Source organism: Testudinibacter aquarius (assembly GCF_004342725.1).
In the GTDB taxonomy this organism is placed as follows: Bacteria; Pseudomonadota; Gammaproteobacteria; order Enterobacterales; family Pasteurellaceae; genus Chelonobacter; species Chelonobacter aquarius.
Genome location: NZ_SMCP01000001.1, coordinates 22,123 through 41,542 on the forward strand (window position 1 = coordinate 22,123; position 19,420 = coordinate 41,542).

Below are 19,420 nucleotides of genomic sequence, written 5' to 3' on the forward strand. Positions count from 1 at the left end.
CGCAATTTCGCCTATAATAAGGCGATTTTTATCCGAAAAATAAAGGAAAACCACCATGTCCACCCAATTTGTTTATACGATGCACCGCGTCGGCAAAGTCGTGCCACCGAAGCGTCATATTTTGAAAAACATTTCTCTGAGCTTTTTTCCGGGCGCAAAAATCGGGGTTCTCGGTTTAAATGGCGCCGGAAAATCGACCCTGTTACGCATTATGGCAGGGATTGACACCGATATCGAAGGCGAAGCCCGCCCACAACCGGGCATCAAAATCGGCTATTTGCCGCAAGAGCCAAAACTCGATCCACAGCAAACCGTGCGTGATGCGATTGAAGAAGCGGTTAGCGAAGTCTCCAATGCGTTAAAACGATTGGACGAAGTGTATGCGTTGTATGCCGATCCCGAAGCAGATTTCGATCAACTGGCAGCAGAACAAGCCGAATTAGAAGCGATTATCCAAGCCCACGACGGTCACAACCTACAAAACCAACTGGAACGTGCCGCCGATGCGCTGCGTCTGCCGGATTGGGGCGCCAAGATCGAGCATCTGTCCGGGGGCGAACGCCGCCGTGTGGCACTGTGTCGTTTGTTGTTGGAAAAACCGGATATGTTGTTATTGGACGAACCGACCAACCACCTCGATGCCGAATCTGTCGCTTGGTTGGAGCGCTTCCTGCATGATTATGAAGGCACGGTGGTGGCGATCACCCACGACCGTTACTTCTTAGATAACGTTGCCGGTTGGATTCTGGAACTTGACCGTGGCGAAGGCATTCCGTGGGAAGGCAACTACTCTTCTTGGTTGGAACAGAAAGAGAAACGCTTGGCGCAAGAGGCTGCGACCGAATCTGCCCGTCAGAAATCGATCGAGAAAGAGTTGGAATGGGTACGCCAAAATCCAAAAGGCCGTCAGGCGAAAAGCAAGGCGCGGATGGCACGCTTTGATGAATTGAACAGCGGCGATTACCAAAAACGTAACGAAACCAACGAATTATTTATTCCACCGGGTCCACGTTTAGGCGACAAAGTGATCGAGGTCAGCAATCTGAGCAAATCCTACGGCGACCGCACTTTGATCGATGATCTGTCATTCAGCATTCCGAAAGGGGCGATCGTCGGCATTATCGGCCCGAACGGCGCAGGGAAATCCACGCTGTTCAAAATGTTGAGCGGACAAGAACAAGCAGATAGCGGCAATGTTACCTTAGGCGACACCGTGGTATTAGCTTCGGTTGATCAGTTCCGTGACAGTATGAACGACAAAAAAACCGTGTGGGAAGAGGTCTCCGGTGGTTTGGATATTATGAAAATCGGCAATTTTGAAATCCCAAGCCGTGCTTATGTCGGACGTTTTAACTTCAAAGGCGTGGATCAACAAAAACGTGTCGGCGAATTGTCCGGCGGTGAACGCGGGCGTTTGCATTTAGCAAAATTGCTGCAAACCGGCGGCAACGTATTGCTGCTCGATGAACCAACCAACGATCTGGACGTGGAAACCCTACGTGCACTAGAAAATGCAATTTTGGAATTTCCCGGCTGTGCCTTGGTGATTTCCCATGACCGCTGGTTCTTAGACCGGGTCGCCACCCATATTTTGGACTACGGCGACGAAGGCAAAGTGACCTTCTACGAAGGCAACTTCACCGATTACGAAGAGTGGAAAAAGAAAACCTTTGGCGCTGAAGCGGTGCAACCACACCGAATTAAGTACAAACGGATTGCGAAATAATCTTTTGTGTTTTGATTTATAAAAGGGCGGTTTATCCGCCCTTCAGATTATTGACAAAGATATTTGATTAGGCTGGGTAGGGGCGGATTATATATCCGCCCGTTTGCGAAGTGTGGTATAAGCGCTTAATCAATAAAGGAAAAATGCAAAGTGCGGTTCGGGCCGATATATAATCGGCCCCTACTTTTACAATATTAATCGTGTATTTTAACCTTTGTCAGCAGTCTAAAGTGCGGTTTATTCGCCCTTTTCAATGGCTGCCATCTTATTTGATAAGATGGATAATTAACATATAGCCTGCAATGCTTAATAAAATAATGCCTAACAGCTTTCTTGCCAGCGCTGGATTTAAAATACCGCGAATTTTCATAGATACGGCACTCATTATAAAAGAGCTCAATACCACAACGGCCACCACTGAAAAATTGACATAACCGACTTGCCAAGCGTAATCAACTTGAAAATTCGGTGTTTTCGCAAGATAACCATACAAGCTGCCCAAACCACCGATCACCATCATATAATTGGTGTAAGGCGCAATTTGCTCAGGTTTGACACTGCGTAATTGTCCGAGTAACGGTGCCATAATCGAGCCGCCACCAATACCGGTCATTCCGGCAACCGCACCACCGAATAAACACAATCCGGCGCCTTTTAATCTGTCGTCAGAAATAATATTTTTATTTTTTATTTGTTGCTTATTTAATATTATTTTGAGTGCTAAAAACGTTAACGTGCTGACAAATACAGCGATAATAATCCAATCGGAAAGATAAAAGCTGATTTCAAAACCTAATTGCACGCCAATAATCATACCGGCTGACCAAAATAAGATTGATTTCATACTGACCGGAATTTTTTGTTTATAAAAGTGGATAAGATTGATTAAAGCCGATCCTATCACGATGGTTAATGAAGTTGCCGCAATCATTTGAATCGGAAATGTCGGAAATAGCGTATAAAGAATCGGCACCATTAACACGCCACCGCCAATACCAAAAATAGCCGACATTAAATTGGTTAGTATTCCGCATATTATTAAAATAAAAATCAATGGTAAGCTCATCATAAAACCTCATTTTTTTATTTATCATGCCTTATTTCAATGCTGCGGCTTATGATCATGCTCATATTCTTAAAAATTTTTTATCATGCGATATTTTATCTATACTTGTGATCAAACTCACGATCACTCTATGATAGCCATCATAATCCTTTATTCATATATATATTATGCTAATACAATATCTTATGCGAGTATTCTATTTTTATACATATAAGGAGAATATGACATGTTTATGACTATCGCGAGCTTTCTTATTGTTACCGGAATTGTGGCATTTATTTCCTGGAAAAGAACCAAAAACGATGATTTAAGCACATCCAAAGGCTATTTTTTAGCCGGGCGAGGGTTAAGCGGATTAGTTATCGGCTGCTCAATGGTATTAACTTCATTATCAACCGAACAATTAATCGGTGTCAATGCCGTGTCTTATAAAGGTAATTTTTCAATTATTGCCTGGACGGTACAATCGGTTATTCCACTCTGTTTTCTAGCGCTTTATTTGTTGCCTAAATATCTGAGAAACGGCTATACCACCATTCCGGAGTTTTTTGAAAATCGTTTTGATCGGCAAACACGTTTAATTATGTCGGCTCTGTTTTTAGTATTTTATCTGTTCATTGTGATCCCAACCGCACTTTATACCGGCGCCATCGCTTTTAATAAAATTTTTAATTTAGAAGTGATTTTTGGACTCAGTTATGGCGAGGCGATTGTATATACCGTCATTGCGATTGGTGTTGTCGGTGCAATTTATGCTATTTTTGGCGGACTGAAAGCGGTTGCGGTTTCCGATACCATTAATGCGATTATTTTAGTGATCGGTGCCCTGTTAATTCCGATTTTCGCTCTGGTACATTTAGGAGACGGCAGCTTTAGTGATGGGGTGAAAACCATTACCACAACGCATGTTGAAAAATTTAATGCAATTGGTAATGCGACTGACGCTGTGCCTTGGCCAGCCATTTTTACCGGCATTTTAATCGTCAATTTCTTCTATTGGACCACCAATCAAGCGATTGTACAACGTGCTCTTGGCGCACGTGATTTGCAGTCCGGACAGAAAGGAATTTTGGTTGCCGCACTATTTTTATTAACCTTGCCGATCATTCTCAATTTACCGGGCCTATTAAGTTTCCATATTTTTGGTGACACCTTAAACCCGATGGATACCTCCTATCCGGTGCTAGTCAGTAAAGTGCTGCCGACATTCTTGCAAGGCTTCTTCATTGCCGCATTATTTGGCGCTATTTTAAGCACCTTTAACTCATTCCTAAATTCTGCTGCGACTATCTATTGTAAAGATTTACTGCCTTCTCTGAGCGCCAAAGTGCGGTCTGATAAAGAACTGATTTCCTATGCAAAAAAAGTCTCTGCGGTGATGGCGATTCTGACCATGATTATCGGGCCACTGCTGATGTTCGGCACTGACGGTATTTTCCTGTTAACCAAACGCTTCGCCGGTTTTGTAAACATTCCGATTGTTGCATTGTTTGCAGTGGGTCTATTTAACAAAACCGTATCCGGATTAGCTGCCCGAATTGCACTATTGCTGCACGTTATTTTATATTTTTCGATTGTTTGGGTTTTCAACGTTCAAATCAATTTTGTTTATGTAATGGCGGCACTGTTTGTCTTCGATGTGGTGACCATGTTGATTTTAGGTCAATTCTTAAAACGAGAACCTTATCAAGAGAGCAAAGAAAATCACAGCGATGTGGATCTGACTAACTGGAAATATGTCCGTGTCACCGTTGCTTCATTAGTCCTCGGGCTGATTTCCCTACACCTATTGCTATCCCCATTGGGATTAGCCTCACAAAACGGGCAACCGCTCTTAGTGTTAGGCATTTACGCTGTGCTACAATTTGTTCTCCTCATTGTCATGCGTCATAAACAAGAGGCATAAGCATGAATATTATCTACATTTTATTGGATCAAGTTCGAAAAGATATGTTGGGTACTTACGGACACCAGATCGTAAAAACCCCCAATCTTGATAGACTGGCACAACAAGGCATTCGTTTCAATAACGCTTTCACGCCAGCCTCAGTGTGCGGTCCGGCTCGTACCTCGTTATTTACCGGGTTAATGCCCTCCTCACACGGCATTATCAAAAACGGAGAAAAAGGCGGCAGTGGTGAAATCAGCCGACAAGCCCCAAATATTGCCAAGCTCGACGGCTACAACACCTATTTGATCGGTAAATGGCATGTCGGTACCAAATCCGTACCGGAAGATTATGGCATTCAAGGGCATAATTTTGACGGCTACGGCTACCCGGGCAGCGGCGTGTACAAAAATCTGGTGTTCAATCAGCCACCAACCCACTCTAACCGCTATCACGAGTGGCTGCTGGAAAAAAACTATGACATTCCAGCAGTCAGCAACGCCTATTTTGGTGATAATCCACATTTGCGGGTGCAAGAGTTATGCGGTCTCTTATCCGGCAGCAAGGAGCAAACCACTCCCTATTTCATTATTGATGAGGCAAAACGCTACATTCAACAATCATTACAACAACAAAAACCGTTCTTTGCTTGGATCAACTTCTGGGGACCACACACGCCTTGCATCGTGCCGGAGCCCTACTATTCAATGTACAGCAAAGATGATGTCGTTTTAGATCAAAGTTTCTTTGTTCCCCTCGAAGGCAAACCTGACCACTACCGCACGATTTCCAAAATGTGGGGTATGTGGGAGGCAAGCGAAGATCACTGGAAAGAAGTGATCACCAAATTTTGGGGCTATATCAGTTTAATTGACGATGCAATTGGCGAACTGTTTGCCTATTTGGAAGCGAATGATCTGTATGACAGCACCTTTATTGTTGCGACCGCTGATCACGGTGACGCCATGGGCGCCCATCGAATGATTGAAAAAGGGGAGTTTATGTTCGACACCACCTACAACATTCCGATGATTGTTAAAGATCCAAGATCCGATCGCATTAATCAGCAAGATGACAATTTGGTATATCTGCATGACTTGACCTCAACGGTATACGACATTGCTCAACAGCCGATTCCCTCTGCATTTGAAGGTGAAACCTTGTTGCCGCTCACCCGTAACCATACTCAAAATCAGCGCAAAGGTATTTTGGCGCAACTTGCCGGACATTTTGTCTATTTTGAACAACGCATGTGGCGCCGCAAAGATTACAAATTGGTGTTCAACGCCACCGACCGCTGCGAGCTCTACGACATCCGCCAAGATCCGGAAGAAATGCACAATTTGTTCTATGAGAAAAATTACCGAGCTGTAAAACAAGAGATGTTGGAGGAAATGCGGCTGGAGATGAAAAAATTGGGCGATCCGCTGGAAAATTGGCTATATCGGGTTATTAATGAAATCTAGCCAAATTCAGCACTACGTTTGCAAAGTGCCGGTAAGGACAAGTGCGGTTAAACACAAACATGACTTTTCTTGAATAAAAAGGAAGAATGATATGGACAACAGCTCGATTGCTCCGACCGCACTTTGTTACTGCCAATTGATTGATCTACATCAGCTGCATAAAGGTATGATGGTGTATCAACAGGGCGAAATCGCCCAGGAATTTTACTATGTCAAACAGGGATTGATCGGTCTTTATCACATGTTGGACAACGGCAAAGAAAGCCTTGTCCGCCTGTATCGCCAAGGCGATTATTTTGGTTTCCGCACCCTGTTCGGGCTGGACGACAACCATTATCATTGTAAAGCAAAAGTGTTGATTGAAGCAGAGGTGACGCGCATTAAACCGGTCAGTATCGAGCAGTTTTGTCTGCATAATCCCCAAATCGTAAAATTCTTATTGCAAACACTGGCAAACGAACTGCGCGATGCCGAACAACGCTTGGCCAAGAGTGCCTATCTGCGCACACTTGATCGTGTAATTGACAGTTTATGTTTTTTAACCAGCAATTTTCCTTATTATAATTGGACTTATCGCGAAATCGCCGAATATGCCGGCTGCGAAACCGAGACTGCCATTCGGATTGCAAAAGAATTAAAGCAAAATGGTTTATTCAGCGAATTATTACCACAACACAAAGGCAAATAATCCCCACTTTTGAGGCGTGTTTCTATGTCATTTTTTGCACCAAAAGCCTATTTTCATCTGATGGCAAAACCCAGCAGCTTCCATTGCAATATTCAATGTGAATACTGTTTTTATCTGGAAAAGGAACAACAGTTTGGCAAAAAAGCCTCTTTTATGTCACAAGAAACGCTGAAAAGTTATATTAAAAATTACATCGAATCACACGCCGGCGAACGGGTTGAGTTTGCTTGGCAAGGTGGTGAACCTACCCTGCTAGGATTAGATTTTTTTCAAAGTGCGGTTGCATTGCAACAACAATTTGCTAACGGCAAAACCATCACCAATGCGTTTCAAACCAATGGCATTGCTTTAAATCGGCAATGGGTAAGCTTTTTCAAGCGGCACAATTTCTTAATCGGCTTGTCGATCGACGGGTTAAGTGCGGTGCACAACCGCTATCGAATTGCGAGCAATGGCAATCCCACCTTTGATAAGGTTGTCGCCGCGCTCGAGCTATTGAAAAGCTATCAAGTAGAATTCAACACCTTAACCGTGGTCAACGATCAAAATTGGAATAAAGGCAAGGAAACCTATCTTGCCCTAAAAACACTAGGCTCTACCTTTATGCAATTTATTCCGATTGTCGAATACCAAAAGACCGCATCACAACCTGCCATCATGCCGTTTTCTACCCCACCCGAAGGCTACGGGCGCTTTTTAGTCGATGTATTTCAGCAATGGCATCAACAGGACGTTGGGCAAGTGTTTGTTTTGGAATTTGAAAATCTGCTCGGGCAGCGGCTGGGATATCCCTCCAGCAGCTGTATCCACCAGCAGACTTGCGGCAAATCTTTGGTGGTCGAAGCCAACGGTGAAGTTTATTCATGCGATCACTACGTCTATCCGCAATACCGTGTAGGCAATTTAACTCAGCAGCCGCTCACCGACATTGTTTTATCTCAACAGCAACGGCAATTTGGACTCAATAAACAGCAAGGTTTAAGCCAAATTTGCCGACAATGTGAATACTTGACTTTATGCCATGGCGGCTGCCCGAAACATCGAATTGTGCCACAACCGTCTGAATCTGCCGGCCACAACTATTTATGTGCATCCTATCGCTATTTTTTTCAAGAAACCGCACTTGGTATGCAGCAAATCTGCCAGCAAATTCGTGCCAATGCAAACCCGCCGCAAGGAACACAACATGTCAATCCGAAATAAAATTCGGCAACTTACTCCTGAGCTGAGTCTCTATCGCTACCATCAAATACCGATGCTGGAAATCACACATGCCGTCGGCTGCGCCCAAATCGCCTTGCAAGGTGCTCAATTACTCAGCTGGAAACCGCACAACCAGAACCAAGATGTTTTTTGGTTAAGTGCGGTTGAACCTTTTATCTCCGGCAATCTGATTCGCGGCGGCGTTCCGCTTTGCTATCCATGGTTTGGCACAGCGAAATCGCCGATTCACGGCACGGCGAGATTACGCTTATGGGAATTAAGTGAATACCAACTGCAAGCGCAAAAAGTGCGGTTAACATTTTCACTCTTTGACGACAATCAGCAACTTGAAGCCGCTATAACAATGATTTTCAGCGAAAGATGCGAAATTATTTTCACTCACTACGGACAACAACCGGCGCAAGTTGCGCTACACAGCTATTTTCATATCGGCAATATTGCACACATCGACATTACCGGGCTTACCACGCCCTGTTTCAACGCAGTTAGCCGGCAAATGGAAAACTCACCCAGCATACGCCGCATTACTGCTAGTACCGATTGTATTTATACTGATAATATCGGAACCAACCGTATTATCGATTATCACTTTAATCGAGAAATCGCGATAACACATCATAATGCGACTGAAATCGTGTTGTGGAATCCGTGGCATACCCCGATGAGCGCGATGCAAGCACAGGATTATCAAAACATGATTTGCCTTGAAACTGCACGACTCTCGCAGCCACTAATGACCGGAGAACAAATATCTGTCAGTATTATTGCAAAATAACATTTGAATTCAATAAAATAGGGGATCGCAATCCCCTAATTCAATATCCATTCTAAAATCAACATGCCTAATCGTGTTTTACCACTCTGGTCGCTTTTTCTAATAATACCTGCGGCACACTCACCCCCTGTAACGCTGCGGCTTGTGGGTTGAGATAAAGATCCAGATCAGTCATACGAACGGTTGCTAAATCCGGCACTTTCACACCACGCAGAACCTGTGCTGCCATTTTGCCGGTTTCAACCCCGATGTTATATTGATTAGTCGCCAGTGCGGCAATCGCACCACGCTCAACCGAGCCGAAATCAGCCGCAATCAACGGAATCTTATTTTCAACCGCCACTTTATACAATCCATCATAAGCCGATACCACGTTATTGTCGGTCGAGGTGTAAATCACCTGTACCTTACCCACCAAACTTTTGGCAGCAGTGCTGATGTCGATGGTGCGTTGTGCCGGCACTGCCAACACACCGATGCCCTGTTTTTCTGCTTCGACTTTCAACATTTCCAACACCGCAACCGAATTGGCTTCGCCGGGACTATACACATAGCCAATATTTTTCACATTTGGCACCAACGTGCGGATCAGCTCCACCTGCGGCTCCAACGGAATTTGATCGGAAACACCGGCAACATTGCCCTCATTTTTTCCCCATTGTTTCACCAATTTTGCTGCCAAAGGGTCAGTAATTGCACTGAAAATCACCGGAATTTGCCGGGTTGCCGCTGCAACCGGCTGGGCGCTTGGTGTTGTGATCGGAATAATCACCGCCGGATTGTCCCCCACAAATTTACGCGCAATTTGCCCTGCGGTGGCTGAACTGCCCTGTGCATTTTGATAATCAATTTTAATGGTTTTACCGTCAACAAACCCCTCGTTCGCCAACTGATCAATAATCCCCTTACGGATCTCCTCCAATGCCGGATGCTCAACAATCGTGGTTATTGCCACCTTTTGCGGCGCCGCAGCCACCGCCGCTGTGCCACTGATCACTGCCAAACCGCCAAGTGCGGTCACTAATAATGTTTTTGCCAGTTTCATAAATCATGTCCTTTCTTGTTGATAAGTTATTACAACTCTGTACCGCTGTACTAGTTTGGTAGTATAGATGCTTTTTAGATAAATTCAATTACTTGTTAGCTTTTTACTAAAATTAACAACACAAGATTCGATCTTGCACAAAAAATAGCAACAGGATAAAATCGCCGCTCGATTTATACCGCACTTTATTGGGTATAACCTGACCTGACATCAGACCAAAGAGATTTTTATGACTACTCAAACGAACTTTACGCCTGAACTGCTTTCTCCTGCCGGTTCACTGAAAAATATGCGCTACGCTTTTGCTTACGGTGCCGATGCGGTATATGCGGGGCAACCGCGCTACAGCTTGCGGGTGCGTAACAATGAATTTAACCATGCCAATTTGAAAATCGGCATTGATGAAGCCCACGCATTGGGCAAAAAATTCTATGTGGTGGTGAATATCGCCCCACATAACTCAAAGCTGAAAACTTTTATCCGTGACTTACAGCCCGTTATTGATATGCAGCCCGATGCGCTGATCATGTCTGATCCCGGCTTGATTATGTTGGTGCGACAGCATTTTCCGCAGATCGATATTCACTTATCGGTGCAGGCCAATGCAGTCAACTGGGCAAGCGTCAAATTTTGGCATCAAATGGGCTTAACCCGCGTCATTCTGTCACGCGAATTATCACTTGAAGAAATTGCTGAAATCCGTCAGCAAGTGCCGGAAATTGAGTTAGAAATATTTGTACATGGCGCACTATGTATGGCGTATTCCGGGCGCTGCCTGCTTTCAGGCTATATCAATAAACGTGATCCGAATCAAGGCACTTGCACCAACGCTTGCCGCTGGGAATATAATGTTAAAGAAGGACAACAAGACGACATCGGCAATATCGTCAACCAAGTTGATCCAAGCCAACTGATTGATATTAAAAATGTTGCGCCGACACTGGGCGAGGGGCAGCCGACCGATAAAGTCTATTTATTAAGCGAAGCGCAACGCCCTGATGAAGAAATGACGGCGTTTGAGGACGAACACGGCACTTACATCATGAATTCAAAAGACTTAAGAGCGGTACAGCATGTCGAAAAGCTGACCGCACTTGGTGTGCATTCATTAAAAATCGAGGGTCGAACTAAATCATTCTACTACTGCGCCCGCACCGCACAGGTTTACCGTAAAGCCATTGACGATGCGGTTGCAGGCAAGCCGTTTGACGATAGCTTGCTGCAAACCTTGGAGTCGCTGGCACATCGTGGCTATACTGAAGGCTTTTTGCGCCGCCACACCCACGACGAATATCAAAACTATGATTACGGCTATTCGATTTCTGAGCGCCAACAATTTGTCGGTGAGTTTACCGGCGTGCGTAAAAACGGGCTAGCTGAAGTGGCAGTGAAAAATAAATTCTTGCTCGGTGACGAAGTGGAAATGATGACACCGAAAGGCAATATTGTGTTCAAGATTGAGCAGATGTTGAACCGCAAGAATGAAGCCGTTGAGATTGCACCGGGTGACGGTCATTTTGTATTTTTAGCAGTGCCGGACGATATCGAACTGAATTATGCGTTGCTGATGCGCAATCTTGTGGACAGCACCACGCGTAATCCGCACAACAAATAAGCATTAAATTTAACAAAATATTTCATATTTGTTATTGATTTGTGAAATTTATTCAGTATAATAGCGCCATACCCTAAAAAAGTATGACTCCAAATATATTTTACCCTTCGGCTACGAAGGGTTTTTTTTGCCTATTACACTGCTGTTTACAACCGCTGATTACAATTGCTGATACACTTTCAAGGCGTAAGCGTCCGACATGCCAGCGATATAATCACAGATCATCCGTTTTTTATCCGACTCAAGCGCACGTTGCCAGCGCTTTACCGTATTGGGTGGCAATAAGCGCTGCGGATCCGATTCAAAAATACGAAACAGTTCTGACAAAATTCGCTGTCCTTTATATTCAATCCGTTGAGTATCCACATGGCAAATCACATTTTGCCACACAAATTTTTTCAGCACCGCCAGCACCTGTTCGACTTCGGACGGCAGTTCAGCATTATAACGCAGTAATGGCTCTTCTAAATTGTGGTTCAGTTTCCAACGTGCTGAAGTGATAAAATAGTTCACCAATGCCCCAATTGCATTTTTTCGTTGATAGTGGTGCTCGGAGAACAGCTTTTCGCTCAATTGATCGATATTTTGTCGAATCCATAATGATTGACAAGCGCTCAACTGCTGATGCGCCTGCTGCCATTGTTGCAAGCTGACCATGCCGACCACGATCGCATCTTCCAAATCATGCACTGCATACGCAATGTCGTCGGCAAGCTCCATAATGCTGCAATCTAATGATTTATAAACGGTTTTTAAGCTGTCTTCTGCAGTCTTTCGCGACTGCTGAAAACGACAGAACTCCTGTTTATCGGTTGCAGTTAATGGGGTAAGCAACCAATCGAACACCGCTAAATCGTCACGAAACAATCCCTTGCCCGGTTTCCAGCTACGCATATTGATATAACGTGGATCATCCAAGTGCGCTGCAGTCGCTAGCTCAGTATATTGCGGCGATGCCTGATCCAGAATGGCAGGATATTTCACCACGCCTAAAATCGCACGACGTGTCAGATTCATGCCCGCTTTTTCGGTATAAGGCTCCAGCTTAGTGATCAAACGAAAGGTCTGCGCATTGCCCTCAAAGCCGCCATGTTGCGCCATCATATAATTCAGTGCCACTTCGCCGCCATGTCCGAACGGTGGATGCCCGATGTCGTGGGCAAAACACAGCGTTTCGATCAAACTGATTGGCGGCAACAGCGGTTTCAGGGCTTTTTGCAGCGTAGTTTCGGCACAGTTTAACTCAGCGGCGAGGGCTTGAAACGATTCGAGCAAACCCAACTGTGCCGCCAGACTGCTGCCAATTTGCGCCACTTCCAACGAATGGGTCAGGCGGGTACGATAAAAATCATTTTCGCCGACAGCATGAATCTGGGTTTTTGCTTGTAGGCAGCGAAATGCCGCCGAGTGCAGAATTCGTCCGCGATCACGCTGAAACGGCGAACGATGATCGTGTTCGCGTTTTGGATCATCGATATAACGCTGTTTCCACGCTTTTTGAATTTGAATCGTCATAGCTTTCCTTGATCTAACTGCACACCGCACGTTTCATTGAATTGATTAAACCGCACTTTGCTGTATATTACCATGTCAGTTCGTCCAATGCGCGCCCAAAGCTCGGCACAAATACGGTTAAAAAATATTCCATTTCGTCACTTTTCCACTCCCCCATCAAACTTTGTAAACGTTTCAGCGCCGGTACGAATTCTTGATTGCCGTGTTCCAATTCCGTGCGGGCTTTGATGTAAGCGCAAAGGAGATCAGCTTGTTTCACAATGTGTTTGTCTTGTTTATCGATCAATTCCGCGCACAACAATGGCGCAAAATCTGCTTGCAACTCAGTCGGTAATAATGACAGTAAATGCTTTTCTGCTGCAATTTCAATCTGTTTGTAAGCCTGAGTGATCTCTTGATTAAAATATTTAACCGGCGTCGGCAAATCACCGGTAAAAATTTCACTGCTGTCGTGATACATCGCAATCAATGCAATTCGCTCCGGATTCACCTTGCCGTCAAAAAATTTATTTTTAATTACGGCAAGGGCATGCGCAACAAATGCAACCTGTAAACTGTGCTCCGCCAAATTCTCTTTATCTATATTCCGCATCAGCGACCAGCGCTGGATCAGCTTCAGCCGATCCAAACAGGCAAAAAAGTGGCTGGTTTTGGTGTTAAACATACAAAAATAAATCCCCTATAATCAAAAATCTCCCTTTCTCGGTATGTTATTCAAATTCGTCATGACATACAGAAAAAGGGAGATTCTCTTGGTGTTTTTAAACCTTATTGAATCGAATAAACCGTCACTTCCACCCGGCGATTCGCTTGATCGCAGGCTTCGCGCATTTTGACATCGCTCGGGTTTCGTTTGGCACAATCTTTGGCAACCGGTTGTTCAGAACTGTACCCCATCACTTCCATCGGGAAATGCACACCTTCCTGTTGTAATAAATTCAGCACTGTCTTGGCACGCTCTGCCGAGAGTTTTTTGCTGATGGCTTTGCTCTCGCCCGGTGCACTGTGTCCACTGATTACAATATGACTGATATAGCGTTGATCTAAACGTTTAAGATCAGCCGCCAGCTCCTTAATTTCGCTTTTTCCATCCGGATACATCCCTGCCAAACCGCCTTTATTAGTTTGAAACAAAGTGCGTGCCGATAAAGAAAAATTTTGCAATACCGTTTTTTCTTTACAATAATGCGGCTCAATCACCCGTGAAAGTGTCTGTTTTTGCACCGGCATACTGCGAATCGCCTGTTCCCCTCTTTCAGCCTCAACCCGTTGGAATTCCGGCTCCCCGTTTAGATTGGATACGACTTTGATAAAACTGCTCTGCTGCGACGGAATGGTGTAATAAACACCTTTATCTCTTTTAATTTGTCGATTATCGCTGCTGCTGAAAGCCGTGCTGAATAAGTGCGTTTGCGCACATAATGAAACCGCTTTATATTGGTTTTCTTGCAGTGAGGTGTGGTAATCACTGTCAACATATACATTCACCGCAGGGCCGTTGATGGCGCCAGCTTCACGATAAAAAATGACTTGCGACAAATTTTTATCCAAATCTGTGGCATTCAAAAACGGCGATGTATAGGTTGACCATTTTTCAAAAAGTGGTGTCTGCTGAGCCTGTGAAACGCCAGTATTACATAACCATGCCATTACCAAGACCGTCGCGATTTTCTTCATATAAGACCTAATTTATTGATTATTGATATTATTATATCTGATGAACAAAACGTCGGTACCACTTTTGCCGACAAGTATTATTGCGGATCTTATTTATTGGATTTATCGATAACTGTTACATTATGCTAATCGTTAACCGCACTTTTATGTATTTTGTAAATAAGTGTTACTTTAATCGTACATTTTAAATTTTTATTGCGCGATTTCCAAGCCAAAGCATTCAAAAATGTGATTTATTCTTTAAATTCAGAAAAATATACATTATAGCGCTTTAATAAAAATCTCACGCTCAATCCAGACCGGATAGCTCAAGCTGCCCTTTTTCTTTTTAGCTGTGGTTTGCTGTACTGCACTGAGTAAACTTTCAGCAATTTTTTGGTAAGGTTGAACCGCACTAATCACGGGGTTTGGCAACAATTCCAACATCTGCTGATCACCGAAGGTTGCAATCGTCAGTTGCGGTGGAATACGCCCCTGCTTTTGTAGCAGTACTTGGAACACGCCTTGCAGCAAAGTAAGCGAGGTAATAAAAATCACATCCGGCAAAACGTTATGTTGCAACCATTCACCAAACACTTGCATCGCCGATTCGCGACTAAAGTGCGGTGCATATAAATACTCGGTGCGCAACGTATGCTGCTGCAACACTTGGCGGAAACCCAGTTCCCGTTCTTGACTGATCGGAAAATACGGCTGCGCACCAAAATAGAGGATTGATTTCGGTTGACTGCTTTGCAGCAGCTTTACAGCCAAATGGCTGCTGTCTTCTTTATCATGATATAAAATATTAATATCGTTTAAATTATTGGCTTTACGGTCAAATCCGATAATCGGTATATTTTTGATCTGTTGATAAAAATCATCACGAGTCGAAAGTGCGGTCGAGACCACCAACGCATCAATTTTTCTTGCCAACAGTTGTCTTGCACAGGCTTTTTCATTTTCGGCGTCATCGTTCGAACAGGAGATAAACAGTTGGTAGCCGGCCTGGCGACACAAGGCTTCAAAGCGCATCGCAATTTTAGCATAACTGATATTTTCCAGATCCGGCACAATCAGCCCGATGGTATTGGTATGTCCGGCACGCAAGCTAGCCGCCACTGGATTTGGCTTGAAATTATGTGCATTCACCACCGCCATCACTTTATCAATGGTGCGATCGCTAACCCGAAATTGTTTGGCTTTGCCGTTGACTACATAACTGGCAGTTGTTCGCGATACCCCGGCTAATTTAGCAATTTCATCCAGCTTCATTGTTCTTCCTTGATTACAGCAAGTACAACATTAAAAACAAAACCGCACTTTCAAGCAAAAGTGCGGTCTAGCGATTATTTCACTCGCATTCCGGGCTGAGCTCCGTCATCAGGGGTCAGCACAAACAGATCACTGCCGCCCGGTCCGGCAGCTAACACCATGCCTTCGGAGACACCGAATTTCATTTTACGCGGTGCAAGGTTGGCCACCATCACAGTCAAACGCCCTTCCAGATCTTCCGGTTTGTATGCCGATTTGATGCCGGCAAACACTTGACGGGTTTCACTGCCGATATCCAAAGTCAGTTTCACCAATTTATTCGCTTCCGGTACGGCTTCCGCTTTGACGATTTTAGCGACCCGCAGATCGATTTTGGCGAAATCGTCAATTGAAATAGTCTCGGCAATCGGTTCATATTGCGATTTTTCCGTTGTTTTCTCTACTGTCGGCGGTGCAAGTTGCGCATTTTCCACTTTCGACAACTCCACTAACTCATCAATTTGTTTACTGTCTAAACGGCTAAACAAGGCCTTGAACGGTGCGATTTGGTGCGCCAGTAGGGGTGTCGATAAGCTGTTCCAAGTTAATTCGGTTTGTAAAAACGCTTCGCTACGCTCCGCCAATTTCGGCAACACCGGTTTCAAATAACCCATTAAAATACGGAACATCTCAATCCCCATCGAACAGACCTGATGTAATTCCTGATCTTTACCCTCTTGTTTAGCAATCACCCAAGGCGCTTTGTCGTCCACATATTTGTTGGCTTTATCTGCCAACGCCATAATCTCACGGATGGCCTTGCCAAATTCACGGTTTTCAAAATAGTTTGCAATAGTTTCCGACGCTTGGCTGAACTCCGCCAGTAATTCAGGATTTTCCAACGTTGCCGCCAGTTTGCCGTCAAAGCGTTTTTGGATGAAACCGGCGTTACGCGACGCCAAATTCACCACTTTATTGACAATATCCGCATTCACTCGTTGTACAAAATCTTGCAGGTTCAAGTCTAAGTCATCAATGCGATGGCTCAGTTTGGCAGCATAGTAATAACGCAGATATTCCGGGTCGAGCAGTTTCAAATAAGTTGCGGCTTGAATGAATGTACCGCGTGATTTCGACATTTTCTCACCGTTCACCGTCACATAACCATGCACAAAAATATTGCTCGGTTTGCGGTAATCACAGCCTTCCAACATAGCCGGCCAGAACAGACTGTGGAAATACATGATATCTTTGCCGATAAAATGATACAGCTCTGTTGTGCTGTCCTTGTGCCAAAACTCGTCGAAATTCAGGCCTTGGCGATCGCACAGATTTTTGAATGATGCCATATAACCGATCGGCGCATCCAGCCAAACGTAGAAATATTTGCCCGGCGCATCTGGAATTTCAAAGCCGAAATACGGTGCATCGCGGGTAATATCCCACTGTTGCAAACCGGCTTCAAACCACTCCTGCATTTTGTTCGCCACTTCTTGTTGCAACGAACCGGAGCGAATCCAGCTTTTCAACATCGCCTCAAAACTCGGCAAATCGAAGAAAAAGTGCTCCGATTCTTTCATCACCGGGGTTGCACCGGACACTACCGAACGTGGGTTAATCAACTCGGTCGGGCTGTAGGTTGCCGAGCAAACTTCACAATTGTCGCCGTATTGATCTTCCGCTTTACATTTCGGGCAAGTGCCTTTGACGAAACGATCCGGCAGGAACATGCCTTTTTCAGGGTCATACAGTTGCGAAATGGTGCGGCTTTTAATAAAACCGTTGCTTTTCAGTTTGGTGTAAATCGCTTGCGACAAAGTGCGGTTTTCTTCGCTGTGGGTCGAATGATAATTATCAAAACTGATATTAAATCCGTCAAAATCGGCGCAATGTTCGCTTTTCACCTGCGCAATCAACGCTTCCGGCGTAATCCCCATTTGATCCGCTTTCAGCATAATCGGTGTGCCGTGCGCATCGTCGGCACAAACAAAATGGATTTCATGCCCACGCATCCGTTGAAACCGCACCCAAATATCCGCTTGGATATGTTCCAATAAATGACCTAAATGAATCGGACCGTTGGCGTAAGGCAAAGCGCAGGTCACTAAAATTTTGCGGGCTGAGTTTGGCATAGTTAAACTTGAAATCCTTGTAGAAAATTTTATGGGATAAATAGGCAAAGATTTTAGCGCAACGCGACTATTTTTACCAGTTGAACCGCACTTTGCGCCATATTGATTGATAATGCGGATTTTAACTTAACACATCCCGCCAAACATGATTAAATAGTAGCGACGAATTAACTTGTAACCCTATAAAAATAAAGGATTTACTATGAGCTTCTTTTCCTCTGCCACTGCATTGAGCGACACGCAAAAAAACCAGATTGAACAACTGGTTGCCGACTTTCGCGATCCGACCTTGCAAAAAAATCTGATTGAACTAAAAGCATTAAAAAAAATCGAACTCGGCGGCAGCACCCTGCGCCTCGAGCTGACCCTGCCATTTGCCTGGAACAGCGGTTTTGAACGTTTGAAAACCGCACTTGAAGCGGATTTACGCAAGATCAGCGGCGCAAACGAGATCCGTTGGCAACTGAATTACCAAATCGCCACCCTGAAACGCGCCAATAATCACCCGGCAGTCAACGGGGTGAAAAATATTATTGCAGTCACTTCCGGCAAAGGTGGTGTGGGCAAATCGACTACGGCGGTCAACCTCGCATTGGCGCTGAAAGCACAAGGTGCGCGGGTTGGAATTTTAGATGCAGACGTGTACGGTCCGTCGATTCCGCATATGTTGGGCGCAGCCGATCAGCACCCGACGTCGCCCGATAACAAACATATGGTGGCAATTGAGACGCACGGTATCAGCGCCAACTCGATCGGTTTTTTAATGCCACCCGACAATGCCACGATTTGGCGCGGTCCGATGGCAAGCAGCGCCTTGAGCCAATTGCTGCAAGAAACCTGGTGGCCGGATTTGGATTATCTGGTGATCGATATGCCGCCGGGCACCGGCGATATTCAACTGACACTGTCGCAGCAAATTCCGGTCACCGGTGCAATTGTGGTCACCACACCACAAGACATTGCGTTGTTGGACGCAGTGAAAGGCATCGCGATGTTCGAAAAAGTGTCCGTGCCGGTGTTAGGTATCGTTGAAAATATGAGTGTCCATATCTGTGCCAACTGTGGTCATCACGAAGCGATTTTCGGTACCGGTGGCGCACAAAAAGTGGCGGAAAAATACAACATTGCCGTGTTGGGACAGATTCCGCTGCATATCCGTCTGCGTGAAGATTTGGATCACGGCACGCCAACCGTCGTTGCGGCGCCAAAAGACGAAATCAGCCAATATTTCCTACAACTGGCGGAAAACGTCGCCAGCCAACTGTACTGGCAAGGTAATGTGATTCCGGCGGAGATTATGTTTAGAGAAGTGAAGTAAACTGTACTGACAGACCGCACTTTAACCTTGATTTTTAAGGTTAAAGTGCGGT

The 19,420-nt window shown here is 44.9% G+C and carries 15 protein-coding genes; 8 read left to right on the forward strand and 7 right to left on the reverse strand.

Annotation, left to right across the window (positions count from 1 at the left end; all coding sequences use genetic code 11):
- Positions 1-55: 55 nt before the first annotated feature.
- On the forward strand, positions 56-1,726 hold the full coding sequence (gene ettA / locus EDC16_RS00110) for an energy-dependent translational throttle protein EttA (protein WP_132964173.1): 1,671 nt from the start codon (positions 56-58) through the stop codon (positions 1,724-1,726).
- 265 nt (positions 1,727-1,991) lie between these two features.
- Here ettA and EDC16_RS00115 read toward each other — a convergent pair whose 3' ends face one another.
- Positions 1,992-2,792, reverse strand: a complete 801-nt coding sequence (locus EDC16_RS00115; RefSeq protein WP_132964751.1) for a sulfite exporter TauE/SafE family protein — start codon at positions 2,790-2,792, stop codon at positions 1,992-1,994.
- 226 nt (positions 2,793-3,018) lie between these two features.
- On the opposite strand from EDC16_RS00115, the gene EDC16_RS00120 reads away from it, so the two are divergent.
- From EDC16_RS00120 to EDC16_RS00140, 5 genes are all read left to right on the forward strand, one after another.
- Positions 3,019-4,698 (forward strand): solute:sodium symporter family transporter, encoded by a 1,680-nt coding sequence (locus EDC16_RS00120; protein WP_132964175.1) that lies wholly within the window; start codon positions 3,019-3,021, stop codon positions 4,696-4,698.
- A gap of 2 nt (positions 4,699-4,700) precedes the next feature.
- Entirely contained in the window at positions 4,701-6,146 is a 1,446-nt protein-coding gene (locus tag EDC16_RS00125) for a sulfatase family protein (RefSeq protein WP_132964177.1), read from the forward strand.
- Between the two features lie 91 nt (positions 6,147-6,237).
- The gene (locus tag EDC16_RS00130) at positions 6,238-6,834 is read left to right on the forward strand and encodes a Crp/Fnr family transcriptional regulator (RefSeq protein WP_132964179.1); all 597 of its coding nucleotides are present in this window, start codon (positions 6,238-6,240) and stop codon (positions 6,832-6,834) included.
- Between the two features lie 24 nt (positions 6,835-6,858).
- On the forward strand, positions 6,859-8,037 hold the full coding sequence (locus EDC16_RS00135; protein WP_132964181.1) for an anaerobic sulfatase maturase: 1,179 nt from the start codon (positions 6,859-6,861) through the stop codon (positions 8,035-8,037).
- Entirely contained in the window at positions 8,021-8,833 is an 813-nt protein-coding gene (locus EDC16_RS00140; protein WP_132964183.1) for a D-hexose-6-phosphate mutarotase, read from the forward strand. Before EDC16_RS00135 ends, EDC16_RS00140 begins: the two co-directional genes overlap by 17 nt.
- A 67-nt stretch (positions 8,834-8,900) precedes the next feature.
- Here EDC16_RS00140 and EDC16_RS00145 read toward each other — a convergent pair whose 3' ends face one another.
- Positions 8,901-9,878, reverse strand: a complete 978-nt coding sequence (locus EDC16_RS00145; protein WP_132964185.1) for an ABC transporter substrate-binding protein — start codon at positions 9,876-9,878, stop codon at positions 8,901-8,903.
- Between the two features lie 229 nt (positions 9,879-10,107).
- Here EDC16_RS00145 and trhP point away from each other — a divergent pair, with 229 nt between their 5' ends.
- Entirely contained in the window at positions 10,108-11,493 is a 1,386-nt protein-coding gene (gene trhP, locus EDC16_RS00150; protein WP_132964187.1) for a prephenate-dependent tRNA uridine(34) hydroxylase TrhP, read from the forward strand.
- A 159-nt stretch (positions 11,494-11,652) separates the two neighbouring features.
- On the opposite strand, the gene EDC16_RS00155 is transcribed toward trhP, so the two are convergent.
- The 5 genes from EDC16_RS00155 to metG all read right to left on the reverse strand — a co-directional run bounded on the left by EDC16_RS00155 (position 11,653) and on the right by metG (position 18,050).
- The gene (locus EDC16_RS00155; RefSeq protein WP_132964189.1) at positions 11,653-13,008 is read right to left on the reverse strand and encodes an anti-phage deoxyguanosine triphosphatase; all 1,356 of its coding nucleotides are present in this window, start codon (positions 13,006-13,008) and stop codon (positions 11,653-11,655) included.
- A 67-nt stretch (positions 13,009-13,075) separates the two neighbouring features.
- A complete protein-coding gene (gene yfbR / locus EDC16_RS00160; RefSeq protein WP_132964191.1) occupies positions 13,076-13,672 on the reverse strand; it encodes a 5'-deoxynucleotidase in 597 nt (198 codons plus the stop codon).
- A gap of 104 nt (positions 13,673-13,776) precedes the next feature.
- Entirely contained in the window at positions 13,777-14,685 is a 909-nt protein-coding gene (locus tag EDC16_RS00165) for an OmpA family protein (RefSeq protein WP_132964193.1), read from the reverse strand.
- Positions 14,686-14,946: 261 nt separating this feature from the next.
- The gene (gene cra / locus EDC16_RS00170; protein WP_132964195.1) at positions 14,947-15,939 is read right to left on the reverse strand and encodes a catabolite repressor/activator; all 993 of its coding nucleotides are present in this window, start codon (positions 15,937-15,939) and stop codon (positions 14,947-14,949) included.
- 74 nt (positions 15,940-16,013) lie between these two features.
- Positions 16,014-18,050: a methionine--tRNA ligase gene (gene metG, locus EDC16_RS00175; RefSeq protein ID WP_132964197.1), complete on the reverse strand. Its 2,037-nt coding sequence runs from the start codon at positions 18,048-18,050 to the stop codon at positions 16,014-16,016.
- Positions 18,051-18,252: 202 nt separating this feature from the next.
- On the opposite strand from metG, the gene apbC reads away from it, so the two are divergent.
- A complete protein-coding gene (apbC, locus tag EDC16_RS00180) occupies positions 18,253-19,368 on the forward strand; it encodes an iron-sulfur cluster carrier protein ApbC (RefSeq protein WP_132964198.1) in 1,116 nt (371 codons plus the stop codon).
- The last annotated feature ends 52 nt before the right edge of the window (positions 19,369-19,420 follow it).